Here is a 24,767-nt window from a genome sequence, read left to right on the forward strand (position 1 = left end):
ATGGACACGATTGATATCGGCCTTTGGGTCACTGCCGGACTGTTGGTTCTTGTCGTCACTGGCATGCGGGTGGCATTTGCTGCAGGTCTGGCAGGGTTGGTTGGCCTTGTTTGGATATTCTGGGCAAAGTTTGGGTATGATCCCGAGCGGTTTGGTAAGGCACTGACGGTGGCCGTCAAAACGGCTGGCCAGGTGCCACATTCCAAGGTGGCGTCTCATACGCTGAGCCTGATCCCAACATTCATCCTGATCGGCTATCTAGCCTACTACGCTGGCCTGACCCGCGCCTTGTTTGAGGCAGCAAAACGCTGGGTGGCATGGGTGCCTGGCGGGTTGGCCGTTTCAACGATTTTTGCGACCGCCGGTTTCGCCGCCGTATCAGGTGCATCGGTCGCCACATCAGCCGTCTTTGCGCGCATCGCCATCCCTGAAATGCTGGCCGTCGGGTATAATAAACGTTTCGCCGCCGGTGTGGTTGCCGCTGGCGGGACCTTGGCCTCGCTAATCCCCCCATCCGCGATCCTTGTGATTTACGCCATTATTGTCGAACAGGATGTGGGAAAACTGCTGCTCGCAGGCTTCATCCCCGGCGCGTTTTCGGCGGTGATCTATGGCTTACTGATCGTCGGTATCGCCGTGATCTTCAAGTCCGTCGGACCGCCGGTCACCGGGTTTACCTGGAAACAACGATTTGCTGCACTTCCGGGCGCACTGCCCATTGTGGCGGTGATCCTCATCATCATCTGCTTTGTCTATAACCCCTTCGGCGACAAGGCTTGGGGCACCCCGACCGAGGGCGGGGCCATCGGGGCCTTCATCGTGTTCTGCTTTGCCCTGATCCACGGCATGCGTTGGCCCGAGTTCAAATCGGCCTTGCTTGAAACCGCCAAACTGACCGCCATGATTTTCGCGATTATTTGGGGTGTTTTGATCTACGTGCGCTTTCTTGGTTTCGCAGATCTGCCGGGGGCGTTTTCCGACTGGATCACTTCGCTCGAAATGTCGCCTATGTTGATCCTCATTTGCATCCTGCTGGCCTACGCAGTGCTGGGCATGTTCATGGATGCGATCGGTATGTTGCTTTTGACACTTCCGGTTGTGTATCCCGCCGTTATGGCCCTGAACGGAGGCGAGGCCGTCAGCGCAGCAGACAGCGCCTTTGGTATGTCCGGGCCGATGTGTGCGATCTGGTTTGGTATCTTGGTGGTCAAAATGGCCGAGTTCTGCCTGATCACACCTCCTATTGGTCTAAACTGTTTTGTTGTCGCAGGCGTGAGGCCTGATCTTAGTGTTCAGGATGTCTTCAAAGGGGTAACGCCGTTCTTCATTGCCGATGCACTTACCATCGCACTGCTGGTGGCCTTTCCAGGGATTGTTCTATACCTGCCATCGCTTGCGGGATAAGAAAAAGCCCCGGCCAAAGGCCGGGGCACAGTTTTAGAAGTGCGGGTTCTTTATCCTGCCCGCATCAACATCCCAAACAGGTCCCTTGGGTCGTCAGGGTCTGCCAGCATATCCAATGCCTCATAGAAATCAGTGCCTTCAATCGCGCTTTTGATGTAACGTAGTGCCGAGAAGTCCTCGATCGCGAAGCCGACACTGTCGAACAACGTGATCTGTCGATCATCGGTGCGCCCTGTGGCTTGGCCGGTCAAAACTTCCCACATCTCGGTGACAGGGTGATCATCCTCCAGAGCCTGAATCTCACCTTCGATCCGCGTTTGTTCGGGGTACTCTACAAAGATCTCCGACCGCAAAAGAATGTCGCGGTGCAGTTCGGTCTTGCCGGGGCAATCCCCTCCGATCGCGTTGATGTGGACGCCGGGGCCAACCATGTTGTCGGTCAGGATGGTCGCGTATTTCTTATCGGCAGTGCAGGTCGTTATGATCTGAGCGCCTTCGATCGCGTCCTCAGGTGTTTTACATGGCACGACGGTCAGCCCTTTGCCCTGCAGATTGGCTGCACATTTCGCCGTCGCGTTCGGGTCTGTGTCGTAGAGTCGGACCGTATCGATCCCGCACATGGCTTTGAAGGCCAGGCACTGGAACTCGGATTGCGCGCCGTTTCCAATCATCGCCATCGTCGTTGCGGATTCGGGCGCGAGGTATCTGCCGACCAGCCCAGAGGTTGCCGCTGTCCGCAAAGCAGTCAACATCGTCATTTCGGTCAACAATGTCGGGTAACCGGTATAGACATCAGCCAGCAGGCCAAACGCGGTAACGGTCTGCAGGCCCTCAGACGTATTTTTGGGATGCCCGTTGACGTATTTGAACCCGTATGCCTCACCATCCGAGGTTGGCATCAATTCGATCACCCCATGTGGTGAGTGGGCCGGGATGCGGGGCGTTTTGTCAAAGCTCTCCCAGCGTTTAAAATCGGATTCGATCTGCGCGGCAATCTGCGTGATCATCTGTTCGACCCCGATGTGGTGGACCAGACGCATCATGTTGTCGACGGATACAAACGGCACGAGGGCCTTATCAGAAGGTTGCATCAAAGACTCCTATCGGCGGGAAAGATGGATACCAGCGATCATACAACGTACGGATCCACCGGCTGTTTCAATTGTGGGAACCGAGAGCGGCAGCGGAGTTGCACTGGCTTCGATGTTCGCGACTTGAGCAGGTGTAAGAGCCTGAAGCGCTCGGCTGGACAACGCCAGGACAAGACCATCATTGCCACTAAGCTCAATCGCGTTTCCTGCAAAATCTGCAATCTGCTCATGGGACAGATCGATGACAGTCCGCCCAGATTCTTCCAGCCGTGCCCGAACTGTTGCGCGGCGTTCCGGGTCGGAAATCATGTCCAAACAAATCAGCGCGTAGTGCGTCCCGATCCCCATCAGAACATTGGTGTGATAGACATCACGGCCTTCAGCGTCCTTTGCATCAAAGGCAATCGGCTCATAGTTGAAATGCGTACAGAAACGCTCCAACAACACCGGATCGGCGCGGTTGGATCGAACAGTGTAGGCAATACGGCCCACGTGATCCAGAACCATTGCGCCCGTGCCCTCAAGCGCGAGGTCGTCCTGTTCGAGGCCGGAATAGTCGATGACGTCTTGCACTCGATATTCCCGCTTCAGTAACTCAATTACATCTGAGCGTCTTTCGCGTCTGCGCGATGGAACGAACATCGGATAAACAGCGACATGACCGCCTGGATGGGTCGAAAACCAGTTGTTTGGGAACACGCTGTCGGGTGTGTCACGTTCGCCTTCGTCGTCAAACACATGAACGGTCACACCAGCAGCGCGAAGCTGTTCTACTGCTTTGTCATGCTCATCCCGCGCGGCAGCAGACGTCGCTGCAGCAGATCGATTTGCCAATGTTTGAAACGCATTGTCGTCGCGGGTCTCTGGATTTGACGCAAATGCATGGGGGCGCACCATCACGACAGCTGAAGGAGATTGAAGAGAAATCATCAGAAGCTCCGGGTTGGGCGATCGAAGATGCGACGACCCATAAGCGAGGCTGCAAGATCGACCATCAGTTTTGCGGTTCGGCCGCGCTCATCCAGGAATGGGTTCAGTTCAACTAGATCCAGCGAACAAACGAGACCGCTTTCATGCAGCAATTCCATGACCAGATGGGCCTCACGTTCGGTGGCACCGCCGGGGACAGTGGTGCCGACGGCTGGTGCGATCGACGGGTCAAGGAAATCTACATCCAGCGAGACATGCAGGATGCCGTTTGCTTCGCGCACTTTGTCAAGGAAGGCCAGTAGGGGTGTCTTGATCCCGTGCTCGTCGATGCTGCGCATATCGGCGAGCATCGCGTGATCTTTTTCCAATGCCGCGCGTTCGGCGGGATCGACCGAGCGCAAACCAATCATACCGACGCGATCCGTTGGGATCGGCGATATCAGCGGTGGAAAGGCGTCAAAGCCTGACTGGCCAGTGAAATAAGCGACCGGCGTTCCATGCAAATTGCCGCTGGCCGTACTGCTGGGCGTATGGAAATCACTATGTGCATCTAACCAGAGCACGAACAGAGGGCGCCCGATACGGTCCGCATGTGCCGCCATTCCTGCCACTGTGCCCATCGACAGGGCGTGATCACCGCCCATGAAAATGGGAAGGCCTTCAAGCGCGGCTTCCTGAGCCGTGCGGCTTAGCGCCTGTGTCCAGCCAACGCATTCCGGTAAAGAGAACAGATGGGTGTCTTCCGACATGTCGACGGCATCTGGTCGCGTGTCACCGATGTCCGACACAGAATGCCCGAGATCTGACAGCGCTTGGGCGAGACCCGCGACCCGATAGGCATCTGGACCCATCCGACAGCCTTGGCGGTGTTTGCCGGCATCCATCGGCGCTCCGGCGAGAATGATGTTCATTTTGCTCATAAGTCTATCTATCGATACGATATGAGTTGAGAAAAGAGATCAAATTGGTCAAAGTGAATTAGCTAATTCCGATTTGGTAATCACGCATGGACGAACTGGACAATCGCTTATTGAACGCACTGCACAGGGACGCTCGGGCATCGTTGTCGGAGCTGGCTGAACTGCTCGGAGTGACCCGAACAACCGTGCGCAGCCGACTAAAGCGGCTTCAGCAGTCTGGCGAAATCGTCGGCTTTACCGTTGTGACACGGCAGGGCGTATCGGAAAGCCCTGTTCGTGGATTGATGATGCTTGAGATCGCAGGCCGCGGGACCGAGCGGATCAGATCGCGGATCGCTGCGATGCGTCAGGTTCGGGCGGTGCACTCAACCAATGGAAGTTGGGATCTGATCGCAGAGATCGGAACCGATACACTGGATGAGCTTGATGAAGTCCTGTTCCAGATCCGTCGGATGGAGGGCGTTACACGATCTGAGACCAATCTGTTGCTCTCGACACGCAAGGGACGCTCGTGACGCGTTGGCCTAGGCCCTTTGCCGGATGGAAAATTCGTGCAAAGCTTTGAATTGACACTGATCTGAGGATCGCGGGGCAGGGGCGAACGGAATGACGACACAGCCGACAACGGAAGAGACACGCGCCGTACGTCTGGCCGAGTATGTGACAGGGCTGTTGGAAAAGCCGCTGGTCAAGATTGCGGTTCCGTTGCTGATTACAGGAATCGCGCTTGCGGTTCTGCATGACCTCTCTGCGCATGTGAAATGGTCAGATATCCAAAGCGATATCGCAGCGAAACCATGGAAATTCATGTTTTTTGCGATGTGCTGGACGGCTTTCAGTTTTCTGTCGCTTTCGTTCTACGATGTGCTTGCCGTGCAGAGCGTCGCCGATGGAAAAGTGCCTTTGCCCGTCGCAGGGATGGCCGGAGCAAGCGGCTATGCGGTATCGAACTGCCTGGGATTCTCCTATATCACCGGCACCGCGATCCGATACCGTATCTATGCGTCGCTGGGGCTTGATCTTGGCCGCGTGGCCGGGGTGATCGCGACCTCTTGGGTGGCGTTCTGGATGGGACTGATCCTGCTTTTGGGCCTGTTGCTTACAATACACCCGGATGGCATTTCCAAGGTCCTGCCGATCAGTGAAACGACGGAAACTGTGATCGGTCTGAGCATGTTGGCGGGGCTTGCGGTCTTGTTTGTCTGGCTTTCAAGCGGAGGGCGGCGATTGGCCTATGGCGGGTTTGGGTTCAACCTGCCGGGCGGCAAGCTGGCAAGTCTGCTGACAATCGCGGCGGTAGGCGATCTGTTCGGCGCTTCAATGGCGCTGTATGTGCTCATGCCGGACGATCTGGGGGTTGGCTACCCGTATTTCTTCGCGGTCTATATAGGCGCAATAGCGGTGGGTATCCTTAGCCATGCACCGGGTGGAATCGGTGTGTTCGAAGCCACTCTGATCGCTGGTCTAGGGGCGTCGGGCCGGTCTGATGTGATCGCTGCGCTTCTGCTCTACCGACTGGTCTATACGTTCCTTCCGTTTGCCATCGCCAGCCTGTCGATCGCGGTCGCGTCGGTGCTGACACAGCGCCATCGCATCGGGGGCGCGGTTACTTGGGTCTATCGCGCAATTCGCCCCATTGTCCCGATGGTGGCTGCCGGCGTCGCGGCTGTGGCAGGAGTTATCCTGTTGGTTTCAGGGGCTTTGCCTTCCAGTACGCAGAACCTTGGCGTACTGCGAGAGGTTTTGCCTTTGTCATTTGTCGAGGCATCTCATCTTGCAGGCAGCGCCGTGGGTGTCCTACTGCTACTTGTCTCACGTGGCCTATTCCGCAAGCTCTATCGGGCATGGGTTGTTGCCATGCTTTTGATGGTGGCAGGTTTCTTCGCCTCGCTCGCCAAAGGGCTTGATACGCATGAAGCCCTTTCATTGCTGTTCACGATTGGCCTTTTGGCGATGTTTCGGGGTGCGTTTTACCGGGTAAGCGGTGCATCTATCTTTCGGCTAAATATCCCTTGGCTGGTCAGCGTCGTCGCGTTGCTGGCGGTGATTTTCTGGATCGGATTGTTCGCTTATTCTCATGTCGAATATCAAAACGCGCTGTGGTGGGACTTTGCCTGGAGTGGAGACGCCTCGCGATTCCTGCGGTCCAGCCTCGTGGTGGCCGTGATCGTTGGCATCGTGGCGGTGAACTCGCTGTTCGGCCGTGAAATCCCCGCGCCGGTTAGGACTGAAATCCCCGAAGTTGTTGAACGGCTGGTGATGGAGTGCGAAGACACCGAATCTCAGATTTCACTGACGGGTGATAAGCAATTCCTGATCTCGCCTGACGAAACCGCATTCCTTGCCTATGCCGATACTGGCAATGCGCTGATCACCAAAGGAGAGCCTGTGGGTGATGAGCAAGCGGGGCAGCAACTGATCTGGCAATTGCGAGAAATGGCCGATCGCGAAGGCAAGCTTTGTGCGTTTTACAGTGTATCGACCAAATATCTGCCGACATTCCTGGACCTCGGCCTATCGATCCTGAAGATCGGAGAAGTGGCCCGCGTACCGCTGCAGAATTTCTCGCTGGACGGAAAATCGCGCAAACGGTTCCGGCAGGCGAAGAACAGGGCCGAGCGTGAGGGGTACAAGTTCGAAATTATTCCCAAGGAACAGCTTGCACCGGTGTTGCCCGAACTTCGTCAGATCTCGGACGATTGGTTGGCGCAAAAGGCAGGTGAGGAAAAGGGTTTTGCCTTGGGCGGCTTTGATGATGCCTACCTTTCTTATTTCGACCATGCGGTTCTGCGGGATGAGACGGGCAAGATCATGGCCTTTGCGAACCTGTTTCAAGGCGGAAACAAATCCGAACTGTCTCTGGATTTGATGCGTTATGAACCGGACAGCCCCAGCTTTGTCATGGATGCGCTGTTTGCTGAGATGATGGTCTGGGGGTCCGAGCAGGGATTCCACTGGTTCTCACTGGGCGCAGCGCCATTTTCAGGGATCGAAAACCGGCAGCTGGCCTCGCTTTGGAATCGGATCGGTGGGTTCGTTTATGAACATGGCGAACAATTCTACCACTTCGAAGGCCTGCGCGCCTTCAAGCAGAAATTCGATCCGGAATGGAGCCCCAACTATCTGGCCAGCCCCGGCGGGTTGGCCGCGCCACGTATCCTCTACGAAGTTAACATCCTGATCTCGGGTGGCCTGCGCGGGTTGACGAAATAGGCCTCAGTTCAAGCTGGCGCGTGTTGGCGTTTTCTCCAACAGATCACCCCAATCGGTGCGATAGGCCATCTCGGCCAGCACCGTCTCGGGTAGGAATTCCTGATTCTGCCGAATCTGCCAACCACCACCCAGACCTTTGTAGATCGCGACCAGATTCGAAGAGACCTCCTGCCGGGCCTCGATCAGGTTCGCCTGCGATCGTAATAGCGCGGTCTGCGTGTTCAGGATACGCGAATAGCTGGCGATGCCGTCTCGGTACTGATCGACCGCGATTTCAGCCGCCTTGCGCGAAGCTTCGACGCTGCGCTGATAAAAGGTGACCTGTTTGCGCGCCTGTGCGTAAGCAACCATCGCGCTTTCGACCTCGGAATACGCGGTTAGAACAGTATTCTGATAGTTGGCGATCAACGCTTGATAGGCGGCATCCTGCGCGCGGACATTGTTCTTGATGCGGCCATAATTCAGGACGTTCCAGACAACGCCTGCGCTAGCCAATCCTGTGGCGCTGTTGGTGCTGAACAGATCGCGCCCACCCGAGGCCTGCAAACCGATCGCGCCCGACAGAATGAACTGCGGATAGAGATCAGCTAACGCGATCCCGACCTGCGCCGATTGGGTGGCTGCCGCCAACTCGGCGGCGCGGACGTCAGGCCGTCGCCGCAGCAATTCGGCGGGCACACCAACGGCCACGTTGCTGCGCCCTGTTGGAATTCGGCCTGAATTGCCGATCAAGCCAGTCATCTGGGAAGGGGTTTTGCCCAACAGAACCGCCAGTGCGTTCTTGGCTTGTTGGATATCGCTTTCCAACTCGGGCACGAGTGCCTTGGTGTTGTTGAGCAGGGCAGTCGATTCCTGCACATCCAACTCGGTTGTAACGCCGTTGTTGAAGCGCAGCTGAGTGAGGTCTGCCGATGCCTGCTGAATCGTGATGTTTTCCCGCGCGATGCGCAGAGCCTCTTGCAACGAACGGATGTTGATATAAAGCGCCGCTACGTCCCCGGTCAGCGTGACCAGTGCGTCGTCATAATTAGCAACCTGCAGTGCCAGGTTCGATCGCGCGGCCTGTACGCCGCGACGTTGCTGGCCCCATACGTCCAGTTCCCATTGCGCATCAAACCCAACTTGCGAAGTCGAGAATTCGGTGTCCAAGGGAATAATCCGCCGGATGTCCGAAATCGGCCCAAGATTGTCGCTGATCTGTCGGCGTTGGAGCGAACCGCCCACGGCCTGCGATTGCGGGTAGAGCTCTCCGAATGCGATACCAAGCTGCGCGCGGGCCTGAAGTACGCGGGCACCTGCGACCTGTAAGGTCAGGTTCTGCGCATAGGCTTCGGCGATCAGCTTGTTCAGCGTCGGATCATTAAACGTTTCCCACCAGCGCACAACCGGAGCGCTGCGTGAGGTCAGGCCGCTCTGGCCCGCGCTGGGGTTGTTGACCTCCATCCATTGCTTCACGACCGGAGAGTTGGGGCGCACAAAATCAGGCCCCACTGGCGTACAGGCGGTGAGGGTAACGGCGCAAAGGGCAGTGCCTAACAACCGGCGGAGTGTCATCGTACGCATCCTCAGATATCCAGTGGCCGGATGAAGTTGGCGAAGGAATAGAGGCGAATGTTGATGCGCCTCAGAAATTCAAAGCTTTTTCCCATGCCGGTGTAAATCGCCACCGCAGCGTGGCCACCTGCAGGAAAAGTATGCCCCTCAGGCACATCGACCGAGATCTGAACAGCGATCCGACCGGGCAGTTTTGGCAGCTCAAAGCCGGGCAGGCGGCCTGAGGGCAAGTATTGGCCCTGACGTGTAGCCCACCAGACCGCCTCAACCTTGCCGGTCAGAATTTCTCCGGGATAGAGGTCCAGAGCAACTTCGACTGGTTGGCCGACCTCGACAAATTTCAGGTTCTGCTGGCGGAAAGTGGCTAGAATATAGGGGTCTTCTTCGGTGACAAAGCTGGCAATGGCACCCAGACGAATTTCCCCCACAACCATCCCCGGGCGGGCCTGTTGCGAAACGATCATGCCATTTTCGGGGGCATAGATCGTTGTGTTGTCGAGAAAATACTCGGCCTCGGCCAGCTGCGCCTCAGCCTCAATAATGCCGGTATTCACGCCGTCGATCTGCGAATCCAACGCAAGGTTGGCCTTCTCAAGATTGGCCTGAGCTTCCTTAATCTTCGCCTGATCTTCCGCGACCTGTTCGTTCCAGCGGTCTAGTTCATCCTGACGGGCACCTCCGGCGGGAACGAGATTCTCGTATCGCGCTTGCTCGGTCAGCGCATAGGCCAACTGCGCGTTTGCGCGTTCGACCGCTTCACCAGCGGCGATGACATCCTGTTCAAGGATCTTCGCGTTTTGCTGCGCCGCCACCAGCTGTGCATTCGCCTTGTCCACGGCCAGCGAAAACACCGTGTCGTCGAACTTATACAGCGGATCGCCCTTAGTGACCCAGGTGTTGGGCTCGACCAAAACCTCGGACAGGATTGTGGGCTGTGTCAGGCGCGGGACGATCTGGATGGTGGAGCGCACGACGTGGCTGTCGACGGAAAAGGGTTGAAAGAAGCGCAGCGCGACCAAAAAGATCAGCAGCAGATGAGCGCCGACCCAGAATGAGACGATCCCCCACATGATGTTGAATTTCAGCCATTGCACCTTGAAGAAGATGAACCAGACAAAAATAATGTAGAAAAGCGTGATGCCTAGGGCGACGAACATGAGTGCTGAATTCCTTTGGCCTTAGGCTTGCTTTGTTTCGTCGGTATCAAGTGGGTCCTGGTATTCCGGTTTGACGGTGCCTCCCAGACGCTTGATTTCATCCCTTATGGCCTTGCGTTCTTCATCAGGGCCGCGGCGCATGTCGACGGTGACGCCGTCGTGAAACGCCCAGATAAAGGCATGCACCCAAGGGACAATCGCTAGAAATCCCATCCATCCCATGATCTTGACCGCTTCGGCATGGGGGTGATTGCGTTTGATCGCGATACGTCCGGGCAGGCCCATTATGAATAGAAACAACGCCATCACCGCTGCCAGCAGCAAGATAAGTGCCACAAATGTCAGATAGTCATAGTAGCCCAGCGGCTGCCCCAAAAGTCCCATGCTCGCGCCTCCTGTTGTTGGAAACTGTTCCATCCTCGGGCGCTGTTGTCCAGCTAATCAATCACTTTCTGGCTGATCGGAAGGATGTATCAGCATTCAATAATTTTGGTGTTCCAATCTATGCACTTCTGATGGAGGTCGCCGGGTAGCGGTAGATCGGTATAAACCATATCAACATCGGATAATGAGGCGATGCGTGCGGGCGCGGTGCGCTGAAACTTTGAAGCATCCGCTACTAGGCTGATCTGCCGGGCTTGTTCAATGATAGTTTGACTGACCAGTACTTCTTGGAGATCGAAATCCATTAGATCCCCATCCGCATCCAATGCGGAACAGCCGATAATCGCGTGATCGAATTTGAACTGGCGGATGGTCGAGACCGCAAGATTCCCGACCAACCCACTATCTGATCTGCGCAGCACACCGCCTGCAACGACGATCTGGCAATCGGGGTTATCGGCCAGGATATTGGCGACGTTCATATTGTTGGTCACGACCATTAGGTTTTTGTGTTTCAGCAATTGGCGGGCAACGGCCTCGGTCGAGGTGCCTATGTTCATAAAGATCGAGCTGCCCTCGGGGATGTCGGCCGCGCAGCGTTCAGCGATGCGTGTCTTGGCTTCATGGTTCAGGGCGCGCCGGTCTTCGTATCCAATATTAGAAACGCCAGAACGCAGAACGGCACCCCCGTGAACCCGATCCAACTTACCAGCTTCTGACAGTTCAGTCAGGTCACGGCGAATGGTTTGAACCGTCACCTGAAAACGCTCGGCCAGCCCTTCGACAGTAACGCGGCCCTCTTTCTCGGCGACTAAAAGAATGTCCGATTGGCGAAATGATAGTGACATGGGCGGTCCTGAGTTCCGGAGTTTTCGTTTTTGTTCTAATTTTGCGGTTAAGCAAGGGAATTCGTTAGTTGCATTTATTAATATTCGTTGTTTCAGCTAAAACGAACATTATCGAAAAATAAAGTTGACGATACGAACCATCATGCTGCTAATGCGCTTGAAACTGCCACGTTGGGGAATCAATTGGATATGTCATCGGACAGCAGCCAAGTTACCGATCTTTTTGTGATCGGCGGGGGTATAAATGGGTGCGGTATCGCACGTGATGCGGCAGGTCGGGGCCTATCGGTCACCTTGGCTGAAATGAACGATCTGGCCTCGGCGACGTCGTCAGCCTCGACCAAACTGTTTCATGGCGGGCTACGGTACCTGGAATTTTTTGAATTTCGTTTGGTGCGTGAAGCGCTGGTCGAACGCGAGACCTTACTGCGCGCTATGCCCCATATCAGTTGGCCCATGCGTTTCGTGCTGCCCTATCACGCCGATATGCGTTTTGACTCTGAAACGCCGACCTCACGGTTGCTCAGTACGGTGATGCCATGGATGCGCGGGCGTCGTCCTGCCTGGCTAATACGGCTTGGCCTGTTTTTGTATGACAATCTGGGCGGTCGCAAAATCCTGCCGGGTACACGTTCGCTGAACCTGCGCGCGGCACCCGAGGGGGCTCCGCTGCAAGACAAATTTGAAACCGCCTATGAATACTCGGACTGCTGGGTCGAGGATTCGCGGCTGGTGGTTTTGAACGCCCGCGATGCCGAGGCACGCGGGGCCAAGATCATGGTCAGGACCGAGGTTCTTTCGGCTGAGCGGATCGATGAACTGTGGCAGGTTACGATCCGGGATCGGGATAGCGGCAAGACCGAAACCGTCCTTGCGAAGATGTTGATCAATGCGGGCGGACCTTGGGTAGGTGACATCATCCAGACCAAGATCCGGGTCAATTCCCGAGAAGGCGTCCGTCTGGTGCGTGGCAGCCATATCGTGACACCCAAGCTGTTTGACCATGACAAGTGCTATTTCTTTCAGGGCGAAGACGGGCGCATCATCTTTGCGATCCCGTACGAGCAGGATTTTACCTTGATCGGAACCACGGATCAGGATCATTCTGACCCCTCCGAGCCTCCGATTTGTACGGAGGCCGAGCAGGAGTATCTGTGCGCTTTCGCATCGAAATACTTCGCGAAGCCCGTTACCCGTGAAGATATTGTCTGGACCTATTCAGGCGTCCGTCCGCTATATGATGACGGCGCCAGCAGTGCCACGGCGGCTACCCGCGATTACACGCTGAAAGTTGATGCCGAGAGCGGGGCTCCGGTGTTGAATGTCTTTGGTGGTAAAATCACCACCTACAGACGCCTCGCGGAAAGCGCGCTGGAGAAGATTGGAGAACATTTCCCAGATCTTGGCGGACCATGGACCGCAGGCGTCCCATTGCCCGGCGGGGATTTTCCGGTCGACGGCGTGCAGGATTTGATCGGGAAACTGATAGCGGAGTACCCGTTCCTGACCGATTTTTGGGCCCGTCGATTGATCCGGGCCTATGGCACCGAGACCTGGGACCTTCTGGGTCCAGCAAAAGATCAGAGCGATCTGGGTGACGATTTCGGCGCGACGTTGACCGAGGCGGAACTGGTTTGGCTGATGGACAAGGAATACGCGCGCACCGCTCAGGATGTCGTGTGGCGGCGCAATAAGCTGGGTCTAAGGCTCAGCCTCGAGCAGATCGGCCGGATAGACGACTGGATGGTCAAACGATTAACTGACTAGCGCGCGGATCGGTTGATCCGTGCAAAAAAAGAAACGCCCCGCAGATGTGCGGGGCGTATTTCGATTTCAATGCCGGCCCTACGCAGCTTCCTCTGACGGTTCCGGATCGTTCTTGCTGCCTTTGACCCATTCGCGCAGGCTCTGCATCACAGCGTACAGGACGGGAACCAGAATGACCCCGAACAGAGTGGCTGCCAGCATACCGCCGAACACGGCAACGCCGATGGCCTTCTGGCTGGCAGCTCCGGCCCCGTTCGCGGCCAGCAGGGGAACCACGCCCAAAAGGAAGGACAGCGCGGTCATCATCACAGCGCGGAAACGCTGATATGCGGCTTCGGCCGCGGCCTCCTTGATTGACAGCCCCTTGGCCCTTTGCTCCATCGCGAATTCGACGATCAGAATCCCGTTCTTTGACGCAAGCCCGACAAGCATAATCATCCCGATCTGCGTGTAGAGGTTGATGTCGCTGCCAACGATTGCCACCGCTGCGACGGCACCGAACAAGGCCACGGTCACCGACATTAGGATCGAAACGGGCATCGTCCAACTTTCATATTGGCCGACAAGGAACAGGTACCCAAACAGGATCGCCAACCCAAGGATCACCACGACCAGGCCGCCCGAGGCCAGCTGCTGCTGCGCCGTTCCGGTCCATTCATAGGCATAGCCGGGGGGCAGGGCGGTCGCCGACTCCTCGGTCATGACATTGATGGCGTCCCCGGTGGAGAGCCCCGGTGCCGGAACCGCTGTTACAGTGGCCGAGCGGAACAGGTTATGCCGCTTTAGCAGGACCGGACCCAGCACGTTCTCGATATCGATCAGCGTGCCAAGCGGTACCATCTCACCTTTGGTGGAACGTACATAAAGCTCTGAGATATCATCGACCTTATTCCGATACGAGCCTTCGGCCTGGATCATTACGCGGTAGACACGACCAAACAGGTTGAAATCATTTACGTAATACGAGCCAAGCTGCGCTTGCATGGTCTGGAAAATCTCGGCCACCGAGACTTGCAGAGTTTTGGCCTTTTCCCGATCCAGATCGACAAACAATTGCGGCACGTTCGCGCGGAAGGTGGTGTAGGCCTGCGCGATCTCAGGACGCTGGTTTGCGGCATAGACATACGACCCAACGGCCGAGGCCAGATCCTGCGGCGAGCCGCCACCGGTCTGCTGCACTTCCATTTCAACCCCTGCAGACATACCAAGGCCCTGAATGGGTGGCGGGTTGAACGCAACAATCGATGCGGCAGACTCACCATATGCAATCGCCAGAACCTGGTTCAGGATCGCATCCGCACTGAGCTCGGGTTCCTGCCGCTCTTCCCAGTTGGTCAGGTTGACAAAGATGGCTGCGCCATTGGTAGTGGTCCCGTTCAACAGCGAGAACCCATTGACCAGAACGGTACTGGATACGCCGGAGATCTGTTGAATCTGTTCATCGATCCGCGCAGAAACCGCCTCGGTCCGTTCAAGCGTCGCCGCGTCGGGAAGCTGGATATCGACGAACAGATATCCATTATCTTCCAGCGGAATGAACCCTTTGGACGTGTTGCCCATAATGGTCCCAGTGCCTGCTGCGAACGCCGCAATGATCCCAAGCGAAATGACGGGCAGGATCAACAGCTTTCGCACAATGGCGACATAGCCGCTGCGCATGCCGCCGATAAATTTCTCGAACACAGCCAGCAGCCCTTTGGGTGGCCCTGAGCGTGGCTGCAAGACCAACCCGCACAATGCCGGAGACAAGGTCAACGCGTTGATCGACGAGATCACAACAGCGGTCGAGATCGTGACGGCAAACTGCGAATACAATCGCCCGGATATGCCGGGCATGAACGTCACCGGCACGAACACGGCCAGAAGCACCAGCGTGGTTGCGATGACAGGGCCGGTGATCTGGCCCATGGCCTTGCGGGTTGCCTCGGCAGGGGAAAGGCCTTCGTCGGCGATGATACGCTCGACGTTTTCCACCACAACGATCGCGTCATCCACAACGATCCCGATGGCCAGCACAAGCGCGAACAGAGAGATCGTATTCAGCGACATGCCAAAAGCCAGCAGGAAGGCAAATGTCCCGATCAATGAAACCGGAATGGCCACCGCTGGAATGATCGTCGCCCGCCAACTGCCAAGGAAGATGAACACAACTGTGATCACCAATATGAATGTCAGGATGAGGGTCGAGACCACGTCATTGAGCGACTGTTCCACGAAATCCGTCGTATTGAATGGAACATCGTATTCGACATCAGTGGGAAAGGATCGTGACAGGCGCTCAAGTTCGGCCTCAACACGTTCGGACACCGCAAGGGCGTTTGCGCCGGGGGCCTGATAGATGCCGATAACGGTCGCAGGAACGCTTTCGAAATAGCCCGAGGCGGAATAGAACTGCGCCCCCAATTCAACCCGCGCAATGTCTTTGACGCGCACAATCGCACCGGCTTCGCCTGTACGGATTACAATATCTCCGAATTCATCGGCCGAGGTCAGGCGGCCTTTGGTCTTGATCGTGTACTGAAAGGTTTGTCCTTCAGGCACAGGAGGCGACCCGATTGAGCCCGCAGAGACTTCGATATTCTGTTCGCGGATGGCATTGATCACATCACCCGGAGTGATTGACAGCGCGGCCATCTTGTCCGGATCCATCCAGATCCGCATGGCGTATTCCAGATTGGTCAGAACATCCGCTTTACCCACGCCCTGAACCCGCGCCAGAGCGTCTTTCAAGTTGATTGAGGCATAGTTCGACAGGAACACACTGTCATATGTGCCATTGGGCGAGGTCAGCGTGACCAGCAACAACATGTTGGTTGACGCTTTTTGCGTGACAACACCGGATGAAGTCACTTCGGACGGCAGCGATGCCATCGCCTGTGCCACACGGTTCTGTACGTTGACCGAGGCGATATCGGGGTCGGTGCCCACCTCGAACGTAACGTTCAACGAATACGAACCGTTATCCGATGAGGTCGACGTCATGTAGATCATGTCGTCCACACCGTTGACCTGCGCCTCGATCGGGGCGGCCACGGTGTTTTCCACGGTTTCGGCATTTGCACCTGTATAGGTGGCCGTTACGCTGACCACCGGCGGCGTGATATCGGGAAACTGCGCAACCGGCAGAACCAGATAACCGATCCCGCCCAAAATGGTCAGGACCAGCGAAATGACAAGCGCCAGCTTGGGCCGGCTGATAAACAGGGCTGAGAACATCAGTTATTCTCCGGCTGCTCGGACGCAACGACTGCATCAACGGCGACGCCGGGGCGCACGCGTTGCAGGCCTTCGACGATGACGCTTTCGCCTTCGCGCAGGCCATCTGTGACGATAATCGCCGAATCCACGGTATCTCCGGTTGTGATATAGCGTTGTTCAACCATCTGCTTGTCATTGACGACCAGAACGAATTCGCCGCGCTGATCACGCTGCAGCGCTGCTTGAGGGATCAATACCTGCAGCGTCGGCTCAAGCGCTTCGATCTGAACGTTCACGAAGGCACCATCAACGAGCAGACGCTTGGCATTGTCGAATTGAGCCGTGATCGTAATGGCGCCGGTCAGCGGATCTATGCGGTTGTCGACAAAAATGATTTCGCCGGTTTCATCCAGCTCAGTACCGTTCGGCAGAGTCACATGAACATTCGGGCTTTGGCTGCTTTCAGCTAGCGTGGCCGGGTCTTCGCCAAATTGTTCAAGAACCGACGTGAACTGCTTCTCATTCAACGAAAAATTCACATAGATGGGGGCTTCGCTGACCAGGGTGACAAGCGGCGGATTGTTGGGGCCCACAACATCACCGACACTGGTTTCCACGCGGCCGATGCGGCCCGAAAACGGGGCGTGGATCTGTGTGTAGCTCAGATCAAGCTCGGCCTGTTGGATCGCTGCATTGGCGGCTTTGACCTCGGCCTCGGCGACCAGTTCATTGGCTCGGGCAATGTCACGTTCTGATTCCGGTGTAGCGTCGCGCTTATACAGCTCTTCCTTGCGGGCGAGATCGACTTTGGCCAGTTCAAGGTTTGCCTGCGCCCGATCCAGATCGGCTTTACGCGCCTCAAGCGTGGCTTCGTAAAGATCAGGTTCGATCGTGAATAGCAGGTCATCCTCATTCACCGGAGAGCCATCGTCGACGTTCTGGCTGTCCAGGAAACCACTGACGCGCGCGATAATATCGACCTTGTCGATTGCCTCGGCCCGTCCAATGAAGGTGGCCTGATCGGTGATCTCTTCGGTATAAGCTGCGGCGATCGACACCTTGGGCGCAGGGGCATCACCCTGATCCTGCGCGACCGCTATCTGAGGCAGGCTGGAACATGCAAACAAAGCGGCAGAAACGCCTAGTGCCCTGAAATAGCCGCGTGGGCGGAGTGCTGGCTTCTTAAATGCAAGGGACATGTTGGCGCCTCGTTCAAAGTAAAGATTGCACAACCGGGCAACAGAAACCCCCGGATGAGTCGATTGATTTTATAGGCAGGATGGCGGGTTTGACGCAGTTTCTCAAGCGTGTTGAGGTAATGCGTTGGCAAGAATCGACCCGAAATTTCTTTCCAGTCTGCAGACTTAGCCTGCATCCGCAGGCGTTTACCTGCCCGATGACAATAGGGGCGGGCGAATTTTCTCTGCCAAAAACCAGCAGCGGAGAGGCTTCAGGGCTCCGCTGCGGCATTCATAAATCGAATTTTGTTGTTATTCACGCGTTCCCGCAAACCGATTCTGCCAGTCTTCGCGCTGTTCGTCCGTGATTTTGGCAAACAGCACGTCGGGAACCGAAAATTCATGGCCAGCGGGCAGGGCGCACAGCGCGGCATCGATATCTTCGGGCCAGCTGGTATTGAGTGTGTTCATCGCACTAAGCATTTTTGCAGACGCATCGGGAATGAACGGCGCGCTCAGAACTGCATAGAGGCGGATCAGGTTCAGCCCCAGCCGCACCTGCGCCGCAGCCTGCACAGGATCTTCCTTAAAGGTAGACCATGGTGCGGCAGCCTGCAGATACTCGTTGCCCGCGACCCAGATCGCTCGCAGCTCTTGCGCGGATTTGCGCACTTCCATCGCTTCCATGTGGCCTTCGTAGGCACGTACTCGGCTATTAAGCTCAGCAATCAGGGTCTGTTCACGTTCGCCATACGCACCACCTTCGGGCACTGCTTCACCGAATTTCGAGCGGCAGAACTTAGTGATCCGGCTGACAAAGTTACCCAGAACATCCGCAAGATCTTTGTTCACCGACTGCTGGAAGTTCTCCCATGTGAACTCGCTGTCGCTGCTTTCTGGCGCATGGCTCAACAGCCACCAGCGCCAGTAGTCGGCGGGCAGAATGTCCAGCGCCTGATCCATGAACACGCCACGGCCCTGTGAGGTCGAGAATTGGCCACCGTCATAGTTCAGGTAGTTGAATGATTTCAGGTGGTCGACCATCTTCCAGGGCTCGCCCGATCCCAGAATGGTGGCCGGGAAAGACAGGGTGTGGAAGGGCACATTGTCCTTGCCCATGAACTGAACGTAACGCACATCTTCTGCGCCTTTGTCGGTGCGCCACCAACGTTCCCAATCGGCATCAGACTTACCATTGGCGTCGGCCCATTCCTTGGCGCAGGCGATGTATTCAATGGGGGCATCGAACCAGACATAGAAGACTTTGCCTTCCATGCCGGGCCAATCTTGATCACCTTTCTTGACTGGTACACCCCAATCCAGATCGCGGGTAATGCCGCGATCCTGCAGGCCGTCGCCATCATGCAACCATTTCTTGGCGATCGAGGTTGTCAGGATCGGCCAGTCTGTCTTGCTGTCGATCCACGCGTCCAACTGATCTTTCATTGCGGATTGACGCAAATACAGGTGCTTGGTCTCACGCACCTCAAGATCGGTCGAGCCGCTGATCGCGCTGCGGGGCTCGATCAGGTCGGTCGGGTCTAGCTGCTTGGTACAATTTTCGCACTGGTCGCCGCGCGCGCGCTCGTAACCGCAATTGGGGCAAGTGCCTTCGATATAGCGGTCGGGCAGAAAACGGCCATCGGCGTTGGAATAAACCTGCTTTTCGCTGACTTCCCGGATCAGCCCGGCTTCATCCAGTTTGCCAGCGAAATGCTGGGTCAGTTTACGGTTCTGATCGCTGGACGAGCGGCCAAAGTGATCAAAGCTCAGGCCAAAGCGCTTGGCGATATCGGCCTGTACTGCGTACATGTCAGCGCAATATTCAGCCACAGGTTTGCCCGCTTTGGCGGCGGCCAGCTCGGCCGGGGTGCCGTGCTCGTCGGTTGCACACAGGAACATGACCTCATTGCCCCGGCCGCGCTGATAGCGAGCGTACAGATCGGCAGGCAATTGCGAGCCGATCAGGTTGCCGAGATGTTTGATCCCGTTGATGTAAGGGATCGCCGAGGTGATGAGAATTCGGGCCATAATGCGCTTCCACGTATCTGTCTGCGCGCCCGTCTACCTTATGTGGCCAGTAAGCAAAAGCCCGCATTCATACCCGCTTGAATTTAACGGGTATTACTACGCGACTTCGTGCATTCCCGCGAGTTTGTGTCGCGTTCGTCAGCGATTTCGCCCCGTGCGTACCAATGGTGTATGATGATCAGGAGAACCCAGCTTAGGGGGAATTTCATTATGCAGAGTTTATGGATGGGCTGCTGTGCCGCCGTTGCAGCTATTGTATTTACCGCCAGCGCCATCGCCGACCAGAGCGCCACAGATGATCCGGTGCATGCTTTTGACCACGCTATGCTCTCGATCTTTCACCGTGGCCAGGATGCGCTGACGGCTGAAACCCGGCCCGTCATGATTATCGCACGTGATGTCACAGTCATGACCGAAGACGGAGAGGCGAGCTATCCAAGGGATGCGCCAACCTATCAACATCTGAAGTCCACGTCGCATGTTGTGTTGGGATTGATCGGGGCGGTGACTCCATGGCCTGATGATAATACCGATGATGAGCGCTGGAAGGCGGAGTTTGCAATTATCATCAATGAGATAGATGTATTTCTTGCGACATTGGGCGAACTGGGCATGACCGAGGGCGACTTGGCGAGCCAGCGCAAAATGCTCGAAACAGCCCGGGCATTTGCTCAAGGTGCACTCGACAAGGATCAGATCACACGTGAAGCGGTTTCGCAGGTGATCAACGACATGCGGCCCATCTGGGCAGAGAATATGGAGAAATCTTCACGTGCGGAGTTGAACGCACTTCATTCCGCCGTGTCCGACGCACGCGCATCCATAAGCGAAGAGGAGTGGACCAAGATGTATGTCGTGCATCACGGCGGCTCCAGCGTCAAAGACGTCAATGTCGTGCTACTGTACCTACAGCGCGTGATGCCGGAAAAGGTTGCTGCCGGGCAGGTTCTGTTCGCTGAGAACGCTCATGGGAACGACGCGTTGGCTGGATACGCCGGATACGTTCGAATGCAGAGGCATGTTGGTGCATGGGTGTTCGGAGACCCGGAACGGATGCGGGTTGACCTGCTGGGATATGAGGCGGGATCAATCCTGGATGAAATGATCCCGGCACCACCGCCAAAGCCCACCGATTAGAGAATTACTCCAGCAGGTGTGAACAGGTGATACGTTTCGCTCGGGCGAAAGAAATTGAGCTTAATGTCATGGTTGCAGATTGTACCAGATATTTGAATTTAAATAACCTCAGGTTGAAACACAGAATCACAACCTCTTGAAATTGTAGCAATGACTTCCCATTTAAAATGTATACAAAAGTATACAATAACGAGGGCAATCTTCTGATGTTTGACTTTTTACTAGAGGGCGCATTTGTGCCCTTTACCTTGGCGCTTGCGCTTCTGTTCGGTCTTCTGGGCCTTGAACTGATCGCATTGGTTTTCGGGGGAAGTCTTCTGGCAGGCGAGGGCGAGGTTGATCTGGACATGGTCGGCGCGCCCGATCTGGACATCGCCGACTTTGATCTGGATATCGACGCCGACATCGATCTGGGTGACTTGGAACTGGCCGAAATTGAAACCGATGTGCCTGCGGCTACGCCCGTCGGCCCGTTTGGCTGGTTGGGCATTGGCAAGACGCCATTCATGATCTGGCTCGTTGTGCTGCTGGCTGGTTTCGGCCTGAGTGGCATAGGCCTGCAACTGGCGCTGCGTGATCTGCTGGGCTTTGACTTACCTGCATGGTTGGCCGCGATTCCGGCCGGAGTGTTCGGCCTATGGTTCGCACGTGGCTTTGGTGGTGTCTTCGCTCGCCTCCTGCCCAAAACCGAAACCGAAGCGATGTCGGAACGGATGCTGGCCCGCCGCCGTGGCGTGATCACTCAGGGTATCGCATCGCGAGGCCGTCCAGCCGAAGTCCGCGTCATGGATCGCTTTGGCAACACGCACTACCTGCGCGCAGAGCCGTTGCAGGACAAAGATGCGCTGGAGCAGGGAACAGAAGTCCTTGTTCTGCGTGATCGACGGCGCGACCGGTTCGTTCTGGTTCGCATGTCAGTTTAACCAAAAAATCTTAACCCCAATCCGGAGGATATTGCATGGAACTATCATTCCTGGCCGTTACAGTTGTGACTATTTTAGCCGTACTCTTGTTCATAGGCCTTGTACTTGGCCGCCTTTATCGACGCGCCACGCGCGAGATCAGCCTGGTGAAAACCGGCGCGGGTGGCAAAAAGGTCATCATGGATGGCGGCGTCATCATCGTACCGTTGCTGCACGAAGTCAGCCCGGTCAACATGAAGACTCTGCGCCTTGAGGTGCAGCGCAGCGGTGAGGCCGCGCTCATCACCAAAGACCGGATGCGTGTCGACGTGGGTGTCGAATTCTACGTCTCGGTGATGGCGACTGAAGAGGGCATCGCACGCGCCGCGCAAACGCTGGGTGATCGCACCTTTGACGTCGAGCAACTACGTGAGATGATCGAAGGCAAGCTGATCGACGGTCTGCGCGCTGTGGCCGCTCAGATGACCATGGACGGTCTGCATGAAAACCGCGCCGACTTTGTGCAAGAGGTGCAGAATGCGGTGTCCGAGGACCTGCTTAAGAACGGTCTTTCGCTGGAGTCCGTCTCGCTGACCGCGCTGGACCAGACCCCGTTCGAGGCTCTGGACGAGAATAACGCCTTTAACGCCGTGGGTATGCGTAAGCTGGCCGAGGTGATCGCCATATCCAAAAAAGAACGCGCGCAGATCGACGCCGAGGCCGAGGTTGAGGTGCGTCGTGCGGCGATGGAAGCGGAGCGTCAGAAGTTGCTGATCGAACAGGACGAACAGCAGGCGCGCATCGAGCAGGCGCAGAAGGTGGAAACTCTTCGTGTGGCGCAAGAGGCGGAGATCGCAGCGCGAACTGAAGACTCGGTACGCGAAACCGAACGCGCCCGGATTGCCCGTGAAGAGGCCATTCGTTCCGCCGAGATTGAGCGCGAGCGCAAAATCCGCGATGCCGAGATCGCCAAAGAGCGTGAGATCGAAGTCGCGGAACAGGAACGCCAGATCATCATCGCGCAGAAATCCGAAGAGGAAAGCCGCGCGCGCGCATCCGCCGATCTGGCTCGAGCCGAGGCGACCAAAGCAACCGAAGCCGTGGCTACGGCGCGCGAAGTGGCCGAGGCCGAGCGCCAGAAGCAGATTGTTCTGATTGAAGCCACCCGTGAGGCCGAACGTCAGGCCACCGCGATCCGTTTGTCAGCGCAGGCCGAGAAAGAGGCCGCCGCAGATCGCGCCGAAGCCCGCCGCGAGGAAGCGCAGGCCGAAGCAGACGCGTTGAACATTCGCGCCGAGGCCAAGAAGAACGACATGCTGGCCGAGGCGGAAGGTAAGCGTGCGATCGTAGAGGCCGACAATGCCCTGTCACCTGAGCAGATCCGGATGAAGGTCGACTTGACCCGCATTGAAACCATGCCCTCGATCATCTCGGAAATGGTCAAACCGGCCGAAAAAATCGACTCGATCAAAATCCATCAGGTTGGTGGGATCGGAGCTGCCAATGGTGGTGGTGTTTCAAGCGGTGAAAAGCCGGTTGTCAATCAGGCGTTGGATTCGATCATGGGAATGGCCGTGCAGATGCCAGCGCTCAAGAAACTGGGCGAAGAGCTTGGCTTGTCCATGGAGAACGGCGTCGGGGGCGTGGTGAACGGTGCGCTTGAGAGCACCGTGGACCCAGATGAGGTGGTCGACGTGGTCGAGGGCCATGGGCCAGCGGTCCAGCAGTAAAACAGAAGGGCCGGGATTTCCCGGCCCTTTTTCATTGCTTTTCGCGAGAACCCTTGAGCAGCCTGCCGATGGTAAAGGATGTGCGCGGAGCATAGACATAATTCGTCCGTTTCTCGGGCGTCGGGCGCGAGCGCATACGGGCGAGGCCAAAAACAATAAGAAACACATGACCCAATGCAACAAAAGCAAACAGGGCTCCAGGGCCGAATTGCTGGATCAACGTGGATGAGATGTAGGGCGATGCAATCGCCCCCAGCGCGTACCAGAACATCAAGGCCGCTGCCAATTCAACGCGTTGTTCGGTCGTGGCAAAATCATTCGCATGCGCCGAGGAAACCGAGAAAATCGGAAACGTGGTCAGGCCAAAGAACCCGGCGGCCAGCATAACGCCGACCGTTCCAGTTCCGCTAGCCAACATCGTGACACCGCAGCTTAGCACCGCTGCCACGGATAGCCAGATCAGCACCCAGCGTCGATCATACTTGTCTGCGAGCCAACCCAAGGGGTACTGGGCCAGTGCGCCGCCCAGAACGAAAGAGGCCAGAAAGAATGCAATCTGATCTACGCCCAGTCCGACCTCCTGACCGTATACCGGGCCGACCATGCGCAATGATGCCGAACTGAGCGCAGCCACGATAACGCCCGCCACAGCCAGTGGTGAGCTGTGCCAGGCCAGCTTGGGGCGCAGGCGCGGGGTGTCCGGTGTCTTGGGTTGGCTGGCGCGAGTTAGGGCCAGCGGCAAGATCGATGCACAGCATAGGATCGCAAGCAGGTTGTATGAAACGTAAGAGGCGGGTGGCAGAACAGCAATGATAAGCTGTGCACAAAGCGAGGCCCCCATATCGGCGATACGATACGTACCCATCGCGCGCCCACGGGTTTCGTTGGTGACCTTGGCGTTAAGCCAAGCCTCGATCACGGTGTAACACCCGGCCACACAGGTTCCCGATGCGATACGCAGAGCGGCCCAGACATAAGGGTTTTCAGTCAGAGTATGCCCCAGCAACCCCATCGCGCCCAAAGCGGTGCAGACCGCAAATGCGCGCGAGTGCCCGACACTGCCCATAAGCCGCGGAGCCCACCAGCAACCAACAAAGAACCCGATAAAGTGCGATGACCCCAGCAGACCGATCTGTTCGGTCGAAAAATCAAGCGTCAGCCCCGAGATTGCATCCAGCGGACCGACACCGCCCGTTGAGAGCTGCAGCAGAATGACCGAAAGAAAGAGGGCGGCAAATGAAATGATCGTACGCATGATAGGTGCAACTTGACCTTGTCGCTACGAAATGCGCGCGCCTAATCGACGCCCTGACGTCGTTTTTT

General features: G+C 56.6%; 18 protein-coding genes. 7 read left to right on the forward strand and 11 right to left on the reverse strand.

The features are described 5' to 3' along the window. Positions 1-1,404 carry a TRAP transporter large permease gene (locus ACR0KC_RS01030; RefSeq protein WP_170393344.1) on the forward strand — a complete coding sequence of 468 codons (1,404 nt, stop codon included), beginning with the start codon at positions 1-3 and terminating at the stop codon, positions 1,402-1,404. Between the two features lie 50 nt (positions 1,405-1,454). On the opposite strand, the gene ACR0KC_RS01035 is transcribed toward ACR0KC_RS01030, so the two are convergent. The 3 genes from ACR0KC_RS01035 to rocF are packed head-to-tail and all read right to left on the reverse strand — an operon-like array spanning position 1,455 to position 4,345. Beyond that, a complete protein-coding gene (locus ACR0KC_RS01035) occupies positions 1,455-2,498 on the reverse strand; it encodes an ornithine cyclodeaminase (protein WP_480704589.1) in 1,044 nt (347 codons plus the stop codon). 6 nt (positions 2,499-2,504) lie between these two features. Beyond that, positions 2,505-3,425 carry a citrulline utilization hydrolase CtlX gene (ctlX, locus tag ACR0KC_RS01040; RefSeq protein ID WP_480704591.1) on the reverse strand — a complete coding sequence of 307 codons (921 nt, stop codon included), beginning with the start codon at positions 3,423-3,425 and terminating at the stop codon, positions 2,505-2,507. Further along, positions 3,425-4,345 carry an arginase gene (gene rocF / locus ACR0KC_RS01045; protein WP_170801112.1) on the reverse strand — a complete coding sequence of 307 codons (921 nt, stop codon included), beginning with the start codon at positions 4,343-4,345 and terminating at the stop codon, positions 3,425-3,427. Before rocF ends, ctlX begins: the two co-directional genes overlap by 1 nt. Positions 4,346-4,431: 86 nt before the next feature. Here rocF and ACR0KC_RS01050 point away from each other — a divergent pair, with 86 nt between their 5' ends. Together ACR0KC_RS01050 and mprF are read left to right on the forward strand one after the other, a co-directional pair. Further along, positions 4,432-4,860 (forward strand): Lrp/AsnC family transcriptional regulator, encoded by a 429-nt coding sequence (locus tag ACR0KC_RS01050; RefSeq protein ID WP_170393340.1) that lies wholly within the window; start codon positions 4,432-4,434, stop codon positions 4,858-4,860. Positions 4,861-4,951: 91 nt separating this feature from the next. After that, on the forward strand, positions 4,952-7,558 hold the full coding sequence (mprF, locus tag ACR0KC_RS01055; RefSeq protein ID WP_480704594.1) for a bifunctional lysylphosphatidylglycerol flippase/synthetase MprF: 2,607 nt from the start codon (positions 4,952-4,954) through the stop codon (positions 7,556-7,558). Between the two features lie 3 nt (positions 7,559-7,561). Here the strand turns inward: mprF and ACR0KC_RS01060 are convergent, their stop codons facing one another. The 4 genes from ACR0KC_RS01060 to ACR0KC_RS01075 all read right to left on the reverse strand — a co-directional run bounded on the left by ACR0KC_RS01060 (position 7,562) and on the right by ACR0KC_RS01075 (position 11,501). Beyond that, complete coding sequence (locus ACR0KC_RS01060) at positions 7,562-9,112, reverse strand: efflux transporter outer membrane subunit (protein ID WP_480704595.1); 1,551 nt, start codon at positions 9,110-9,112, stop codon at positions 7,562-7,564. 11 nt (positions 9,113-9,123) lie between these two features. Continuing rightward, positions 9,124-10,269: an HlyD family secretion protein gene (locus ACR0KC_RS01065; protein ID WP_170393337.1), complete on the reverse strand. Its 1,146-nt coding sequence runs from the start codon at positions 10,267-10,269 to the stop codon at positions 9,124-9,126. Between the two features lie 21 nt (positions 10,270-10,290). Further along, complete coding sequence (locus ACR0KC_RS01070; RefSeq protein ID WP_170393336.1) at positions 10,291-10,653, reverse strand: DUF3302 domain-containing protein; 363 nt, start codon at positions 10,651-10,653, stop codon at positions 10,291-10,293. Positions 10,654-10,742: 89 nt separating this feature from the next. Then, positions 10,743-11,501 carry a DeoR/GlpR family DNA-binding transcription regulator gene (locus ACR0KC_RS01075; RefSeq protein WP_170563120.1) on the reverse strand — a complete coding sequence of 253 codons (759 nt, stop codon included), beginning with the start codon at positions 11,499-11,501 and terminating at the stop codon, positions 10,743-10,745. A gap of 189 nt (positions 11,502-11,690) precedes the next feature. Here ACR0KC_RS01075 and glpD point away from each other — a divergent pair, with 189 nt between their 5' ends. Next, positions 11,691-13,268 carry a glycerol-3-phosphate dehydrogenase gene (gene glpD, locus ACR0KC_RS01080; RefSeq protein ID WP_480771682.1) on the forward strand — a complete coding sequence of 526 codons (1,578 nt, stop codon included), beginning with the start codon at positions 11,691-11,693 and terminating at the stop codon, positions 13,266-13,268. 78 nt (positions 13,269-13,346) lie between these two features. Here the strand turns inward: glpD and ACR0KC_RS01085 are convergent, their stop codons facing one another. The 3 genes from ACR0KC_RS01085 to metG all read right to left on the reverse strand — a co-directional run bounded on the left by ACR0KC_RS01085 (position 13,347) and on the right by metG (position 19,675). Next, positions 13,347-16,484: an efflux RND transporter permease subunit gene (locus tag ACR0KC_RS01085; RefSeq protein WP_480771379.1), complete on the reverse strand. Its 3,138-nt coding sequence runs from the start codon at positions 16,482-16,484 to the stop codon at positions 13,347-13,349. Next, a complete protein-coding gene (locus tag ACR0KC_RS01090; protein WP_170393332.1) occupies positions 16,484-17,665 on the reverse strand; it encodes an efflux RND transporter periplasmic adaptor subunit in 1,182 nt (393 codons plus the stop codon). The genes ACR0KC_RS01085 and ACR0KC_RS01090 overlap by 1 nt, the downstream gene beginning before the upstream one ends. A gap of 291 nt (positions 17,666-17,956) precedes the next feature. Further along, the gene (gene metG, locus ACR0KC_RS01095) at positions 17,957-19,675 is read right to left on the reverse strand and encodes a methionine--tRNA ligase (protein ID WP_170405227.1); all 1,719 of its coding nucleotides are present in this window, start codon (positions 19,673-19,675) and stop codon (positions 17,957-17,959) included. 210 nt (positions 19,676-19,885) lie between these two features. Between metG and ACR0KC_RS01100 the strand changes: the two genes are divergently transcribed. The 3 genes from ACR0KC_RS01100 to ACR0KC_RS01110 all read left to right on the forward strand — a co-directional run bounded on the left by ACR0KC_RS01100 (position 19,886) and on the right by ACR0KC_RS01110 (position 23,444). After that, a complete protein-coding gene (locus ACR0KC_RS01100) occupies positions 19,886-20,812 on the forward strand; it encodes a hypothetical protein (protein WP_480771380.1) in 927 nt (308 codons plus the stop codon). Between the two features lie 206 nt (positions 20,813-21,018). Further along, positions 21,019-21,735 (forward strand): OB-fold-containig protein, encoded by a 717-nt coding sequence (locus ACR0KC_RS01105; RefSeq protein WP_480771381.1) that lies wholly within the window; start codon positions 21,019-21,021, stop codon positions 21,733-21,735. Between the two features lie 35 nt (positions 21,736-21,770). Next, complete coding sequence (locus ACR0KC_RS01110; protein ID WP_170595861.1) at positions 21,771-23,444, forward strand: flotillin domain-containing protein; 1,674 nt, start codon at positions 21,771-21,773, stop codon at positions 23,442-23,444. 31 nt (positions 23,445-23,475) lie between these two features. Here ACR0KC_RS01110 and ACR0KC_RS01115 read toward each other — a convergent pair whose 3' ends face one another. Further along, complete coding sequence (locus tag ACR0KC_RS01115) at positions 23,476-24,699, reverse strand: MFS transporter (protein ID WP_170393328.1); 1,224 nt, start codon at positions 24,697-24,699, stop codon at positions 23,476-23,478. Positions 24,700-24,767 lie beyond the last annotated feature (68 nt).

It is taken from the genome of Ruegeria sp. CF3 (genome assembly GCF_056537365.1).